The 14,539-nt window shown below is 35.4% G+C and carries 12 protein-coding genes and 1 pseudogene; 7 read left to right on the top strand and 6 right to left on the bottom strand.

The window, feature by feature from the left end:
• Positions 1-65: 65 nt before the first annotated feature.
• The 3 genes and pseudogenes from HGC4_RS19050 (at position 66) to HGC4_RS07440 (ending at position 3,975) form a co-directional block, all read left to right on the top strand.
• Positions 66-1,863, top strand: a pseudogene (locus HGC4_RS19050) (glycosyl hydrolase family 18 protein).
• 21 nt (positions 1,864-1,884) lie between these two features.
• On the top strand, positions 1,885-2,697 hold the full coding sequence (locus HGC4_RS07445) for a ThuA domain-containing protein (protein WP_050709497.1): 813 nt from the start codon (positions 1,885-1,887) through the stop codon (positions 2,695-2,697).
• 42 nt (positions 2,698-2,739) lie between these two features.
• Positions 2,740-3,975: a DUF5009 domain-containing protein gene (locus HGC4_RS07440; protein WP_050709496.1), complete on the top strand. Its 1,236-nt coding sequence runs from the start codon at positions 2,740-2,742 to the stop codon at positions 3,973-3,975.
• Positions 3,976-4,021: 46 nt separating this feature from the next.
• On the opposite strand, the gene HGC4_RS07435 is transcribed toward HGC4_RS07440, so the two are convergent.
• The 5 genes from HGC4_RS07435 to htpG form a co-directional block, all read right to left on the bottom strand.
• Complete coding sequence (locus tag HGC4_RS07435; protein ID WP_157258186.1) at positions 4,022-5,470, bottom strand: MBL fold metallo-hydrolase; 1,449 nt, start codon at positions 5,468-5,470, stop codon at positions 4,022-4,024.
• A gap of 416 nt (positions 5,471-5,886) precedes the next feature.
• Positions 5,887-6,381, bottom strand: a complete 495-nt coding sequence (locus HGC4_RS07430; RefSeq protein WP_050709494.1) for a dihydrofolate reductase — start codon at positions 6,379-6,381, stop codon at positions 5,887-5,889.
• A 104-nt stretch (positions 6,382-6,485) separates the two neighbouring features.
• A complete protein-coding gene (mazG, locus tag HGC4_RS07425) occupies positions 6,486-7,271 on the bottom strand; it encodes a nucleoside triphosphate pyrophosphohydrolase (RefSeq protein ID WP_050709493.1) in 786 nt (261 codons plus the stop codon).
• 71 nt (positions 7,272-7,342) lie between these two features.
• Complete coding sequence (locus tag HGC4_RS07420) at positions 7,343-9,361, bottom strand: protein-disulfide reductase DsbD family protein (protein ID WP_050709492.1); 2,019 nt, start codon at positions 9,359-9,361, stop codon at positions 7,343-7,345.
• Positions 9,362-9,912: 551 nt separating this feature from the next.
• Entirely contained in the window at positions 9,913-11,814 is a 1,902-nt protein-coding gene (gene htpG, locus HGC4_RS07415) for a molecular chaperone HtpG (RefSeq protein ID WP_050709491.1), read from the bottom strand.
• Positions 11,815-12,175: 361 nt separating this feature from the next.
• Between htpG and HGC4_RS07410 the strand changes: the two genes are divergently transcribed.
• Both HGC4_RS07410 and trxA read left to right on the top strand, forming a co-directional pair.
• Entirely contained in the window at positions 12,176-12,709 is a 534-nt protein-coding gene (locus tag HGC4_RS07410) for an RNA polymerase sigma factor (protein WP_050709490.1), read from the top strand.
• A gap of 109 nt (positions 12,710-12,818) precedes the next feature.
• On the top strand, positions 12,819-13,205 hold the full coding sequence (gene trxA / locus HGC4_RS07405) for a thioredoxin (protein WP_082204110.1): 387 nt from the start codon (positions 12,819-12,821) through the stop codon (positions 13,203-13,205).
• Positions 13,206-13,293: 88 nt separating this feature from the next.
• Here trxA and HGC4_RS07400 read toward each other — a convergent pair whose 3' ends face one another.
• Positions 13,294-13,758: a MarR family winged helix-turn-helix transcriptional regulator gene (locus HGC4_RS07400; RefSeq protein WP_050709489.1), complete on the bottom strand. Its 465-nt coding sequence runs from the start codon at positions 13,756-13,758 to the stop codon at positions 13,294-13,296.
• A gap of 164 nt (positions 13,759-13,922) precedes the next feature.
• Here HGC4_RS07400 and rpsF point away from each other — a divergent pair, with 164 nt between their 5' ends.
• A complete protein-coding gene (gene rpsF, locus HGC4_RS07395) occupies positions 13,923-14,270 on the top strand; it encodes a 30S ribosomal protein S6 (protein ID WP_050709488.1) in 348 nt (115 codons plus the stop codon).
• Entirely contained in the window at positions 14,270-14,539 is a 270-nt protein-coding gene (rpsR, locus tag HGC4_RS07390) for a 30S ribosomal protein S18 (protein WP_185099960.1), read from the top strand. The genes rpsF and rpsR overlap by 1 nt, the downstream gene beginning before the upstream one ends.

Here is a 14,539-nt window from a genome sequence, read left to right as displayed (position 1 = left end):
TCAATTTTTAGACTTCGAACTTATATTTTATATATCTTTATATTGAAACCAAAAGCACAAAGAACATGAAAAGACACTTTACATTATTTATTTTATGCTTGTTATGTTATATTTCGAGTAGTCCGTATCTTCAAGCCAATCCACCTAAAGTGGTTATTGCCTATGTCACTTCGTGGACAGAAGATATGCCCGATCCTCACTATATCACACATATCAATTATGCTTTTGGGCACGTCTCCGATACTTTTGATGGGGTCAGAATTGATAATGAAAATCGATTGAAAGAGATAGTAGCTCTGAAAAAGGAAAATAAGTCGTTGAATATCCTGCTTTCAATAGGAGGATGGGGTAGTGGACGGTTTAGCGAAATGGCAGCGGATGAAGCTAAACGCAAATCTTTTGCTAAAGATTGTCAACGTGTAGTCTCTCAGTTCCAACTCGATGGAATAGATATCGATTGGGAATATCCTACATCGAGTGTGGGTGGTATATCGTCCTCTCCCGATGATACTGAAAACTTCACTTTATTGATGAGAGATATTCGGGCTGCCATAGGGGATAACAAATTGTTAACAATAGCCACTGCTGCTAATGGTAAATATATTGATTTCAGATCGGTAAGTAAGTCTCTTGATTTTGTTAATATCATGTCATACGATATGGGTAGCGCTCCTTGGCATCATTCAGCCCTCTATAAATCAGAAAATGTACGTCAATCGGCAGATGAGGCTGTACAAGCTCATATAGCTGCGGGTATGTCTCCCGACCAATTGGTGTTAGGTATTCCTTTTTATGGACGTGGCACAAAAGATTTTGCAGACTTTATAGACTATAAGAAAATAATAAAACTAGACGACAATTATATCAGGCAATGGGATGCACAAGCCCAAGCTCCTTATATTTCGGATAGTGCGGGAGCTTTTATCTGTGGATACGAAAATGAGCAGTCGATAAAACTCAAATGCAATTATATTAAAGAGATGGGGTTACGAGGTGCTATGTATTGGGAATATGCAGGAGACGATGCTGATGGTACATTACGTAAGGCTGTATATAGAGGTGTAATGGATAAATAATAAAATGATTATGAATATTCGTATTGTTTTTATTGTTTTGTCTATTTGCTTACTTGCTGTTTTTGAGATGAATGCCTCGGAAGGAAGCTCTGCTGAAAAGGAAACCTTCAAAGTATTGGTGCTAACCGAAAGGGGAGGACAGCATGGAGGTTTTACTGATGCTGCACTCAGTTGGTTGAGTGAGGAGAGTGTGGAGCTCAATTTCGAATTTACCGAGATTAATAATACTCAGAATATTACTAAAGAATATTTGTCGGAATACCAAGTGTTTTTGCAACTCGATTTTCCACCCTATACATGGACAAAGGAAGCTGAAACAGCTTTTGTTGACTATATTGAAAATGGACGAGGAGGCTGGGTTGGCTTTCATCATGCTTCTCTTTTGGGCGAATTCGATGGCTATCCTTTATGGCAATGGTTTTCTGACTTCTTGGGAGGTATTAAGTTTAAAAACTACATTGCTCCTCTGGCTTCGGCAACAGTAAGAGTGGAGGATAGAGAACATCCAATTATGAAAGGGGTACACGATTCTTTTCTGATACCTAATGATGAGTGGTATACTTTCGATGTCAATCCTCGCCGTAATGTAAAGGTATTGGCGCATGTGGATGAATCTACTTACCAGCCGAAATCGGATATTAAGATGGGCGATCATCCTGTAATATGGATCAACGAAAAAGTAAAAGCCCGAAATGTTTATTTTCTAATTGGACATAGCAATTCGCTATTTGCATCCGAAGACTTCACGACTATGTTTCGCAATGCCTTGTTATGGGCATCTGAATAAATAATGATATAAATATTGATTATGAAAAATACAAAGGTGATTATTCTTACCTTATCTCTCTTTATTCTGAGCTTATGCTTACATGCGCAGATTCCAGATAATTATCCCGGTAATTACGCATCTAAGCCACGATTCAAGGCTTTGGTGTATTGGACTACTAATGCCGAAGAGGCACATGTTGATTTTGCCAAAGAAGGACTCAGTTTTTTTAAGCGACTCAACTATGGCGATGGCTTTATATTGGATGTAACCGATACTTTTTCTGGATATACTTATGAGAAACTTAAAGAATACGATATTGTAATTATGCTCAATGGGTATCCCGAATCTGAAGAACAGCGAGCAGCTTTCGAAAAGTATATGGAGAATGGCGGTGGCTGGATGGGTTTTCATGTGTCGGCATATAACGACAAGAATACCAATTGGCCGTGGTTTGTTCAATTTCTGGGTGGTGGAGTTTTCTATTGTAACAACTGGCCTCCACAACCTGTAAAATTGGAGATGGACAATCCCTCTCATGCTGTGACTAAGAATTTACCCGTTTCGTTTATTGCTCCTGAGAGCGAATGGTATCAATGGTTTCCAAGTCCGAGGTTGAATAAAGATGTTGAAGTATTAGTAAGTATTTCGGAAGACAATTATCCATTAGGTATAAAAGATGTAGTTACTCATGGTGATTGGCCTATTGTGTGGACTAATAAAAAATATAGAATGATATATCTCAATATGGGGCATGGTGATGATGAATTTACTGATGCTACTCAGAAGCTATTATTCATCAATGCTTTCAAATGGGTGTTAAGTTCGAATAAAAAAGGTGACCCTTTTAAGTAAGGAGGTCATAGATCTATTTATATATAATAGCAACAATTGGTTATGATAAAAAATGGAGTGAATGATTTTTCTCAACGAAATCATGCGATAGATATGCTTAGGGCAGTAACTATGCTATTGATGATTTTTGTGAACGATTTATGGACTGTGAGCGATGTTCCTGCATGGTTGGGGCATGCTGCTTTAGGCGAAGATATGTTGGGCTTGGCAGATATTGTTTTCCCTTGTTTTCTGTTTTCAGTAGGGATGTCTATCCCTTTTGCCATCGAAAGACGTTTTTCGAAAGGCGAAACAGGGGTGAGTACAGTTGCTCATATACTTAGTCGTACTGCTGCACTTCTGATCATGGGCGTGTTTATTGTTAATACCGAAAGTGGTGTTTCTTCTTCCACAGGTTTGTCTCTTCCTGTTTACCGTTTACTTATGGTTGCAGGCTTTTTCCTTATATGGAATATATATAGAAGGACGGAGAAAGAGTCTGTTCGAAACTTATACGCAGGTTTGAAAATCTTAGGAATGATCATTCTACTAATTCTGGCAATTATATTTAGGGATAATGACGAAGGTGTATTTTCTGCTCGTTGGTGGGGAATCTTAGGACTTATTGGTTGGACATATTTTTTGTGTGCATTCATATACTTATTTAGTCGCGACAGATTAAAATATCTGTTCGGTGCTTGGTTGCTATTTGTTCTCATTTGTATATTGCTCTCTACAACGAGAGAGGGAATAGCTATTCTAAATTTGCCTAGTGGTAATTTCTTCAATCAAATATTAAGCATATTACATGTTGGTAATGGCGCACTGCCTGCATTTACTATGGGTGGTATGTTGCTTTCTGTTATAGGAGTGAAGTATGCCGAAAAAATAAATGAGAAGCCTTCTCAATGGATTCTTGGAGGGATTGCAGCGAGTTTACTATTTTGTATTGCAGGATTTGTCTCACATCAATATTGGATTATCTCGAAACTCAGCGAGACACCTAGTTGGGTATTTTATTGTTTAGCTATTGGTGTCGGGGCTTATTTCTTTCTATATTGGCTCGACAAAAAAGATCTTACTGGTTGGTTCAAGTTTATAGAGCCTGCCGGAACCGCTACCCTTACTTGCTACTTAATACCCTATATTTTGTATAGTATTTTTGCTTTGGTAAATATTAGTTTACCCCAATGGGCTAAAGTGGGTACGATGGGTGTACTCAACTCTATTGTATTTTCTTTCTTGGTGATTGGGTGTACTTATTTATTAGGCAAGATACATATCAAATTAAAGATATAATGCTTTGGGAAGGGAGTTGTTTTTATGACTCCTTTCCATCATATAATCATTCCTTAACTGACTCTTCTAATTCTCTAAAGGATATTTTAGATTTATAGCTGAATTCTTTGATAGGCCATGATTGAAAAATAGTGTCTACATTGAGATTCAACTTCTGTATGGCTTCATACAGCCCTTTCTGTCTGCTGCTTACCTTGTCTGTTGCTCTGCCGTTGCTAGGTATCCAAACTAAATTCCCTTCAAAAATAATCTTCTCTTTAGGGAAATAGAATATAATATAATCTTTAGTGTGATGTGAGTCTTCTCCTATATTGATAACTTGCATCGAATAATTATCATCGGTAATTGTTCTGCTTTCTCCTAGAATATTTACATTGAGTCTTTTTCGGTCTAATTCTAAGCTGTCAGGCTTAAGCGTCCGAGAGTTTCTAGTCAAATAGGTGAGATAATCGAAATCGCCCATTGATGATAGAATATTTGCACCTTCATGTATAAATGGTCTTACACCTCCCAGATAATGAGGATGGTGGTGCCCAAAAGCAAAAAACTTAATTGGTTTATCAGGGAACGCTTTCTTTATCTCGTTAATAATCATCTCTCCGTTTTTACTATTCAGGGGAGCTTCTGCAACCAATAAGAAATCTTTAAATTCTACTACTAAACTTTTACTATCGGTATGTTCTAAATATAAAAAGTAGATGTGGTCGTTATATTTCTCTAAGCTTATAGATGTATTGTCGTGGAGACTTTCTTTGAGAGTGTATTTGAGAGGAACTGTAAGTAATACAGGTAGCTTATTTTCGATTTTGAATGAGTTTATAGAAATAGAGTCTCTTAACTTTCCATTTATCTTAGAGATCAAAATCTCTTTCGGTATAAATAATGTCTGGTGATTTATGTAATTACGATATTCGAAAGTCGAATTAATATTACCAAAGAAATCATCATTCTCTAGTATATCTATTTTATCGACCAAGTCTGTAGTTTTGTTTATAAAGAGTCTTATTCGAGCTTCATTTATTACCTCCAGATATGTGTTGTAAATAGAATCAGTATTCGATTCTAGTTTGGTTTTTCTATTGTAAAAATATTCGAGTAAAAGGGTAGGAGTGTATCTTGCTGACTGATATAGTTGTTTGCGATGCTCATCTTTAGTAATTGTTGCTAGAGTATCGCTTCCATAATCGGAGAATAGCATCGTGTTTTGATCGTACTGTAATAATGATGAAGCAGGTTTACCATTAATAAACATGTTTTCTTTTTTGTATAAACTTTGGAGAGTAATCCACACATCACCTTTGATCTGGTAATTTGTTTGATCCCATGGCTGGTAGCTATGCCTTAATTCATTTCTAGACTCTGTGAATGAGAATGTGAGAACTTTATTTCTCAGTAGTCTGTTTTGCTTTGTCCAAGATTTGTTTAGATTTCCCTGAGCATGAATGTTTAGCGTAGAGCCACAAAGTGTTATTAATAAGTATATTATATATTTCATGGGATGAATTTGAGTAATTTAGTAATACTAAATATTTTATGCTATAACTTCTTACAGTGGATTTATTAGCCAAAAAATAAAAAGATCTGAGACCTTAATGAGTAAGATTATTCGTTACAAATATAAAACAATGTAGAAACAGCAATAGTTTTATAAAAAAAGAAGTTCTTGAATATTTCTTTTTTATAGTTTATTTGATTTTATTTTGACTTTGTGGTTTAATAACTCTATATTTGTAGCTCAAAATGATTTATTTAAAGTCGTAAATCTGTCTTTTGTGTGAGTTTGTGTCTTTATCGGTTAATGTAGATAATACACCTAGTGTGTATTAATGAAATATATTTAATGCTATGAGAAGGAGGTAATTATCAATTATTGATATAGCCTCCTTCATTTTTTAGCTATGCTGTTGATCCTTAAATCTTATTGTATACAACAAAAGTATGAGCATATTTGTTCTTCTCATCAGCGTCATTTTCAATGCGTGAACTTTCTATCCATTTATTCTTATCTACTTTTGGAAAGAATGCATCAGTACCCTCAAATTGATGGTGAATGTAAGTGATGTAAAGCTTGTCTGCTAAATCTATGGCTTTGGCATATACAGTTGCCCCTCCTATTATAAAGACCTCAGTTTCGCTGTCGCATAAAGCTATCGCATCTTCTAAAGATGAGGACATTTCACATCTATCAAGTTGTAGATCTTTGTTTCGGCTTAATACTATATTTCTGCGATTGGGTAATGCCCCATTGGGTAGAGATTCATAAGTGTTTCTCCCCATAATTACTGTATGACCTTGTGTTACACTTTTGAAGTATTTAAGATCATTAGGTAAATGACACAGTAGTTGATTGTCTTTCCCAATAGCGTTTTTTTCGTCTATTGCTACTATGATAGATATGATAGCCATAATCTGGAATTTAGTAATGTTAAATATTTAATGCGATATTTTATCACCCTAACTGTCTCTGGTTGTTAGCTCAGCTAAAGCAATAAAAAGGTCTACAACCTTATTTATAGGACTATGTTTTTAGCTTCGTTCCAAAGAATATCCATTTCTTCAAGAGTCATATCTTTTAGATTCTTGCCTAGCCTTTTGGCTCCCTGCTCTATATGATTGAATCTGTAAATAAATTTCTGATTGGTACGCTCCAATGCATTATCAGGATTTACTTTATATAGACGGGCTGCATTTATGAGGCTGAAGAATAAGTCTCCAAATTCGGCTTCCATTTTATGGGCATCCATAGAGCTTATTTCGGTTTCGAATTCGTTAATCTCTTCTTTTACCTTTGTCCATACATCTTCTTTCTGTTCCCAGTCGAAACCTGCATTACGAGCTTTATCTTGTATGCGGTGTGCTTTAGCTATTGAAGGTAGTGAGGCAGGAACTCCTTCGAGTACTGTTTTGTTACCTCCTTTTTCTTTCAGCTTCAATTGCTCCCACGATTGCTCAACTTCGCCTGCTGTTTTAGCAGCATCGTCTCCAAATACGTGTGGATGGCGGTAAATAAGTTTATCACAAAGAGAATTACATACGTCGGCAACATCAAATTCGCCTTTCTCTTCACCTATTTTAGAGTAGAAGACAATATGAAGCAGAACATCGCCCAGTTCTTTTTTAATCTCCTGATTATCGTCTTTAATGATTGCCTCGCACAATTCGTAGGTTTCTTCTATTGTGTTTGTTCTGAGACTTTCGTTTGTTTGTTTCACATCCCAAGGGCATTTTACACGCAACTCATCCATAATGTCGAGTAAACGTCCAAAAGCTTCCATTTTTTGCTCTCTTGTATTCATCGTAATGTTTATGAAAGAAAATAGCAGATTCTAGATCTGCTATTTTAAATTATAGTAAAAGGTTTATGACCTTATTTTTTATAATTGTCGACTCCTATTTTCAAGAAGTTTAAGTATTTATCTACATCTTCGTCGTATGCATAAGATGGACCGATAGGCGTACCTGCATTGTCAAGCAATACATAGTAAGGTTGAGAATTAGTTCCAAATTTATGTCTTTGCAAATAACTCCATTTGTCGCCGATAGTTTTCAGTTTAGTGGTTTTACCATTTTCCTGAACCTCTATCACTTCGGGTAGTTTTTCTTTGTCATCCACCATCAATGTAATCAATACATAGTCGTTTTCCAAAGAATGTTTTACACGAGGATCTGTCCAAACCGATGCTTCCATTTTACGGCAATTTACACAACCGAATCCTGAGAAGTCAATCATAACAGGTTTGTTGTTTTTCTTTGCATATTCCATTCCAGCCTCATAATCGTCAAACTTAGCATGAACGGCTCCGTCATACAGATTGAAATCTTGTGTGAACAATGGTGGGGCAAATGCACTTACAGATTTTAGTGGTGCTCCCCAAAGTCCCGGAACAAGATAAAGGGCAAAAGAAAGCGATATAATTGCCATGAATAATCTGGGTACAGATACATATTTGAGATCGCTATCGTGTGCAAATTTCAGTTTGCCTAATAGGTATAAACCTAGCAATGCGAAAATGATGATCCATAATACTAAGAATACTTCACGATCGAGAATCCCCCATTTGTAGGCAAGATCTGCAACCGATAGAAATTTAAGAGCTAAAGCAAGTTCAAGGAATCCTAAAACTACTTTAACCGAGTTGAGCCATCCTCCCGATTTAGGCATGCTCTCTAGTAAAGAAGGAAAAATAGCAAACAAGGCAAATGGTATGGATAATGCAAATGCAAATGCAAACATACCTACTGCAGGTGCTATAACATCGCCCGAACTGGCAGCATCAACAAGTAATGTGCCGATGATAGGCCCGGTACAAGAGAATGATACTAAGGCAAGTGTAAATGCCATGAAGAATATACTAATGATTCCCGTTGTAGAATCGGCTTTGCTATCTATCTTGTTAGTCCAAGAGGCAGGTAGCACCAGCTCGAATGCACCGAGAAACGATATTGCAAAGAATACAAGTAATCCAAAGAATATGAGGTTGAATAATGCACTTGTAGACAAGTCATTCAAGGCACTAGCTCCAAATATTGCGGTAACTAATAATCCTAGCAATACATATATTACGATAATAGACAGACCATATATAATGGCATCTTTAATAGCCTTGCCTCTGTTTTTCTTATTTCTTTTCAAGAAGAAACTTACAGTCATAGGTATCATAGGCCATACGCAAGGAGTCATTAAGGCAATAAGCCCTCCGATAAATCCAGCACCGAAAATATACAGAAGCGATCTGTTAGAAGTATCACCTGCTGCACCAAAAGCTTTAACCTCTTCTATAACAGGTGTCCAAAGATCGCTGTTTTGAGAGTCTGTTGTTTGAGCTTGCGAAATACTGTCGGTGTTTGCTGTGGTGATAGTATCTGTTGATTCAGATGTAGTTGCTTGAACATCTTTAGCATCAGTTGATACTGTTACACTTGCAGGTAAATTTCCCGAAGTAAAGCTAAAATCAATAGGGATTGGAGGTGTACACTCTCTATCGTTACAAGCTTGTGCTCTGATATCTCCTTTTAGTACAAATTTACTTTTGTCAGTTATTTTGAATTTCTGAACGAAAGTGGCTGTCTTTTCATAGTAGCCAATTTCCATTTCAAAGACTTTATCAAAATCTTTATGTAATTTAGAGTTCACAGCGTGGAATGTGCCCACTGCTACGGCTCCCTTTATTTCATCAATAGATATTGATGTAGGGAAAGGTCCTCCATCGGGTATTTGTGTATCGTACAGGTGCCATCCTGGGGCAACAGTTGCGTTGGCTACTAATTCTATTTCGCCATTGCCTTTATCTGCTATACTCATTTTCCAGGACACAGGTCCGTCTGCTAATAGCTTTCCCGAAAAGAAAGACAATATAAATACTAGAACTAATATTCCTTTTTTCATATGTTTTATCTATCTACTTTTTTGTTTAAAATTAAGAGATACAAAGTTAACAAAATGTGTATAGGATGATTCCCCGTTTATCAATTTTTATATTGATTAAGATATCCTCCTTGTTATTTGTATTTTTTTGAGAAAATGTATAGCACAAGTACTTCAAACAATGTCTTTGTGTTTATTGTTTCTTTCTTTTATTGTATTGGGCATAGTTGTTCAAAAAAAGAGACGTTTATGTTTACTGTTTAATTCTAAAGTACACATTGTTTGTATCTCTGTTTGTTTTGTTAATTGTTTGTTTGTGAGTGTTTTATTTTCTTTGTTGGTGGTAAGAGAGGAACTTTTGTTTTTGCTCCTTTATTCTCATTTGTATTATGGTTTGTCATATAATACTTTATTTTGATTTATAGATAAAAGAGTATTATTGAATTACTTATTAGTCTGAATGATGATATATAAAAAAAGCTGATCGATATACTCGACCAGCTTTCATTATTATTATAGAGTATCCTATTTTTTATAATATGTAACTCTGTATTAAAAGAAGGTCTGTGACCTTATTTACCTGCAATCAGTTCAGTACTACGTTTGATGAAATTGCTTAGGCTCTCACCCTTCAACATGTTGTTTGAAAGTAGTGCCAAGTCGACCAATTGCTTGATAATAGGATTTTCGGAGGCATATTTACCAACAGCTTCGGCATCTTTACCATCTACATCAGTAATAATTTGTTTTACTAATGGGTGGTTGGTGTTTATAACCATTGTAAAATTGTCGGGCATTTCTCCGTAGAACGACATTCCTGTTTGCATAGCAGCCATTTCTTTCATACGACGAGTATACTCGTTTTGTGTAATCTGAATTGGTTGAATGTTTTCGTTCAATGGTTTATAATCGAACGTAAATTCTACTTTTTCTATTTTAGGTAATTGAGATTTGAAAGTCTCATTCAATTCTTCTTTTTGTTTATCAGTCAAGTCTGCATCAGCAATGTCTTCTTTCTTAATCAGATTGTCAACTATATCACTGTCAACACGTACAAAGCGGCTCTTCTCAAATTTGCTTTCCAGCATTCCTGCTAAATGCACGTCTAGTTGTCCGTCAAGTAAAAGAACATCGTAACCATGATCTTTTGCTGCATTGATATATGAGTATTGCTCCTCTCTGTTGTTTGTGTACAGATAGATCAGTGTACCTTCTTTGTCTGTTTGATTTCCTGAAATAAGAGTTTTATATTCTTCGAATGTGAAGATGTTACCATCAGTATTCTTTAATAAGCAGAATTTCTGAGCACGATCGTAGAATTTCTCATCGGTAAGCATACCATATTCGATGAATACTTTAAGATCATCCCATTTCTCTTCGAACTGAGGGCGGTCGTTTTTGAATATATCTTCTAGGCGATCGGCTACCTTTTTAGTAATGTGTGACGAGATTTTCTTCACATTGTGGTCGCTTTGAAGGTAAGATCTCGAAACATTCAGAGGAATATCCGGAGAGTCTATAACTCCATGCATCAATGTAAGGAATTCAGGAACGATACCTTCTACCGAATCAGTAATAAATACCTGATTAGAATATAGCTGTATCTTATTCTTGTGAGGATCTACATTACTCTTCAATTTAGGGAAATAAAGTACTCCTGTCAATTTGAACGGGTAATCTACATTAAGATGTATCCAGAACAAGGGTTCATCAGTAAAAGGGTACAAGTCCTGATAAAATTTCTTGTAATCTTCGTCTTTTAAGTCAGCAGGCTTGCGAGTCCACAAAGGAGTTGTGTCATTAATAACATTGTCTTCCTCTGTTTCTACCGATTTGCCGTCTTTCCATTCAGTTTTCTTACCAAATACAATAGGTACAGGTAAGAAACGACAATACTTTTTAAGTAACTTATCTATTTCGCCTTGTTCAAGGAAGTTCTTATTTTCGTCGTCTATATATAATATAATATCTGTACCTCTTTCGGTTTTGTCAGCTTTGCTTATGGTGAACTCAGGAGTACCATCACAGCTCCATTTTACAGTTTCAGAACCTTCTTTGTGAGAAAGAGTCACAATTTCAACTTGTTTAGAAACCATGAATGCTGAATAGAAACCTAGTCCGAAGTGACCTATGATTGCATTGGCATCATTTTTATACTTATCTAAAAATTCGTTGGCTGAAGATAGAGCAATCTGATTGATGTATTTATTGATCTCCTCTTCTGTCATACCTATACCTCGGTCAGAGATGGTAATTGTACCATTTTCTTTATCTAATAATACTCTTACTGCTGTATCTCCCAACTCACCTTTAAATTCACCTAAAGATGATAGTGTTTTAAGCTTTTGTGTGGCGTCTACTGCGTTAGAAACGAGCTCTCTTAAAAAGATTTCGTGATCGCTGTACAAAAATTTCTTGATAATGGGGAATATGTTGTCTGTGGTAACCCCAATATGACCTTTTCTTTCTTCCATGATGTTATATTTTATATTTTGTTATGATTCTCTCGAAGGTTAAACCAAAAAGGATGCCATACTCGAAAAGACTGTCATTTTGTCAAATGTTTATGATTAATTTCTATTTTCCAAATTTGTTGATAGATTAAGTTTATGCCTTATTTAACTAACTTTATCTTTATTGTGTCACCGTAATTGTTGTTGATATACAGTTGGTTGTGTTGTTTGTGTGAGTGGAGTTAACATTTGTTGAATGAAAAAAACTTTATTTTATTTTTAAACGTGTAAAAAGATTGTATATTTGTGGTGTAGGATTATCCAAGTATTTTATTATAATATAAAGGATTGTTCTTTCTTTAACACTAGAAAAGATAAGGTTATGAAAAATGATGAAAACAACGCAAATGGCTTCGAAGGCAAACTAATCGCACTTCAAAACAATATGATGAATTTTGCTTTGACTCTAACAACAAACAGAGAAGAAGCTAAGGATTTGCTGCAAGAAACAACTCTTCGTGCTTTAGATAATAAAGAAAAGTATTATGAAAACGTAAACTTCAAAGGATGGGTGTTTACAATTATGCATAACATATTTGTAAATAACTACAGAAGAATCGTTCGTACGCAAACAGTTGTAGATCAAACAGAAAATCTATATCATCTTAATTTGCCACAGGATTCGGGATTTGATACCCCGGAGGGTGCATATACTATTGCAGAGATAACAAAATCAATTAACAGTTTCTCTGACGAATATAAAGTACCATTTACTATGCACGTTTCAGGTTACAAATACGAAGAAATCGCTCAAACTCTGACTTTACCCATCGGAACTGTTAAGAGTCGTATCTTCTTTGCTCGAAAGAGATTACAGGAAATGTTGAAAGATTATAAATTTCAAGACAGAGAATAAGTTAAATTCTTATAGCTAAGAATAATTATTTTCTTTAGACCATAACATGAGAGTCGCATTTGAGTAATCAATGTGACTCTTTTTACTCAATATAAATCAGTTGAATGAAATGAAAAAAAGTATTGTATTATCTCTCTTGTTTGTATTTTCTCTAGTTATTGTGGCTCAAGATAAAAAAGATACAAAAAACAAAATAGTTACTCTTACTTCTAAGTCGTATGATGAGGAAGTATCAAAAGGACTTGTGCTGGTTGATTATTGGGCAGTTTGGTGTGGTCCTTGTCGTAAAATGGAACCTGTTTTAAAGCAAGTTGCAGAAGAAACAGATGTGAAGGTTGGTAAGCTAAATGTTGATGATTATAAAGCTGTTGCGCGAGCTAAAGGAGTTTCGACTATCCCTACTATGTTTATTTATAAGGATGGTAAGGAGATGCAACGATTAGTAGGTGTATATACGAAGGATGAATTACTTAAGGTTTTAAATAGTTATAAGTGAAAGTAAGGTGAAGAAAACAAAAAGAGAGGATAATGCAAATTATCCTCCCTTTTTGTTTTATGTCGTATCTGTTATTGCTGCATAGGGCCTATAAAGATTCTTGTATATTGTTGAATACTATTTTTAAAATGGACCGTGCTTGGTTAAGTCCCTCTTGATCTATTCCAGCAAAGGCGTATTGCATGGTTTCGTTTACTGCTTCGTTGGCTTTCTCTTTTATACTTGCTCCTTTTTCTGTTAGATAGATTTGGTTAGATCTACGGTCGGTAGGGGTTGAGCGGCGTTCAACTAATTCAAGTTTAGTGAGGTTGTCTACTAATCGGGTCATGCTCGGCTTGTCTTTGAATGTTGCATCACAAAGGGTTTGCTGTGAAACGCCATCCTGACGCCACAAGAAAGAAAGTACTGTCCATTGCTCGGGAGTAATATCCAAACCGTGCTTTCTGAAATTACGATACATTTTCCGATTAATAGCCATCGAAACTTTTCCATTGATTATAGGAAAGATATACTCTAGTTCTATTAGTTCGCTATTTTCGCTTTCGTGATCCATATCTTAACTTATTACTCAATTAAATTACTTCTAGGTATTCGCAAAGGTATAATATCTTTAGATTAGATAAAATATTTAACTTCATATTTTGTTTTTAGAGCATATTATCTTACCTTTGCGGCTCGAAAAACTTTATTGTTTAACAAGTTTATATTAAATTATTTATGAATCATTACGAAACCGTTTTCATTTTGACTCCCGTTTTGTCTGACGTTCAGATGAAGGAAGCGGTAGAAAAATTCAAAGGCATTCTGACTGAGGAAGGTGCTACGATTGTTAGTGAGGAGAATTGGGGGCTAAAAAAATTAGCTTATCCTATTCAAAAGAAATCTACAGGATTTTACGCATTTGTTGAGTTTGATGCAGACCCTTCGGTTATTGCTAAGTTAGAACTACAATTTCGTCGTGACGAAAAAGTTATTCGTTTCTTAACTTTCCGTCAGGATAAGTACGCTCATCAGTATGCTGAAAAAAGAAGAAATCTTAAATCATCAACTAAAAAAGAAAATTAATCATGGCACAACAATCAGAAATCAGATATTTGACTCCTCCTTCAGTTGATGTCAAAAAGAAGAAATACTGTCGTTTCAAAAAGAATGGTATCAAGTATATCGATTACAAAGATCCTGAGTTCTTGAAAAAATTCTTAAACGAGCAAGGTAAAATTTTACCTCGTCGTATTACTGGAACATCGTTGAAGTTTCAACGTCGTATAGCACAAGCTGTTAAGAGATCTCGTCACTTGGCATTGCTTCCTTACGTAACTGATATGATGAAATAA

Origin of the sequence: Dysgonomonas sp. HGC4, assembly GCF_001261715.1 — a bacterium.
In the GTDB taxonomy this organism is placed as follows: domain Bacteria; phylum Bacteroidota; class Bacteroidia; order Bacteroidales; family Dysgonomonadaceae; genus Dysgonomonas_A.
The sequence above is the reverse complement of the archived record's forward strand: the minus strand, read 5'-3'. Positions and strand labels throughout refer to the sequence as shown.

Excerpts from the sequence above, each read along its gene's own strand:
- rpsF (WP_050709488.1), top strand. The coding sequence starts at position 13,923 with ATGAATCATTACGAAACCGTTTTCATTTTGACTCCCGTTTTGTCTGAC.
- HGC4_RS07410 (WP_050709490.1), top strand. The coding sequence starts at position 12,176 with ATGAAAAATGATGAAAACAACGCAAATGGCTTCGAAGGCAAACTAATC.
- HGC4_RS07440 (WP_050709496.1), top strand. The coding sequence starts at position 2,740 with ATGATAAAAAATGGAGTGAATGATTTTTCTCAACGAAATCATGCGATA.
- mazG (WP_050709493.1), bottom strand. The coding sequence starts at position 7,271 with ATGAATACAAGAGAGCAAAAAATGGAAGCTTTTGGACGTTTACTCGAC.
- HGC4_RS07430 (WP_050709494.1), bottom strand. The coding sequence starts at position 6,381 with ATGGCTATCATATCTATCATAGTAGCAATAGACGAAAAAAACGCTATT.
- HGC4_RS07435 (WP_157258186.1), bottom strand. The coding sequence starts at position 5,470 with ATGAAATATATAATATACTTATTAATAACACTTTGTGGCTCTACGCTA.
- htpG (WP_050709491.1), bottom strand. The coding sequence starts at position 11,814 with ATGGAAGAAAGAAAAGGTCATATTGGGGTTACCACAGACAACATATTC.
- HGC4_RS07420 (WP_050709492.1), bottom strand. The coding sequence starts at position 9,361 with ATGAAAAAAGGAATATTAGTTCTAGTATTTATATTGTCTTTCTTTTCG.
- HGC4_RS07445 (WP_050709497.1), top strand. The coding sequence starts at position 1,885 with ATGAAAAATACAAAGGTGATTATTCTTACCTTATCTCTCTTTATTCTG.
- trxA (WP_082204110.1), top strand. The coding sequence starts at position 12,819 with ATGAAAAAAAGTATTGTATTATCTCTCTTGTTTGTATTTTCTCTAGTT.
- HGC4_RS07400 (WP_050709489.1), bottom strand. The coding sequence starts at position 13,758 with ATGGATCACGAAAGCGAAAATAGCGAACTAATAGAACTAGAGTATATC.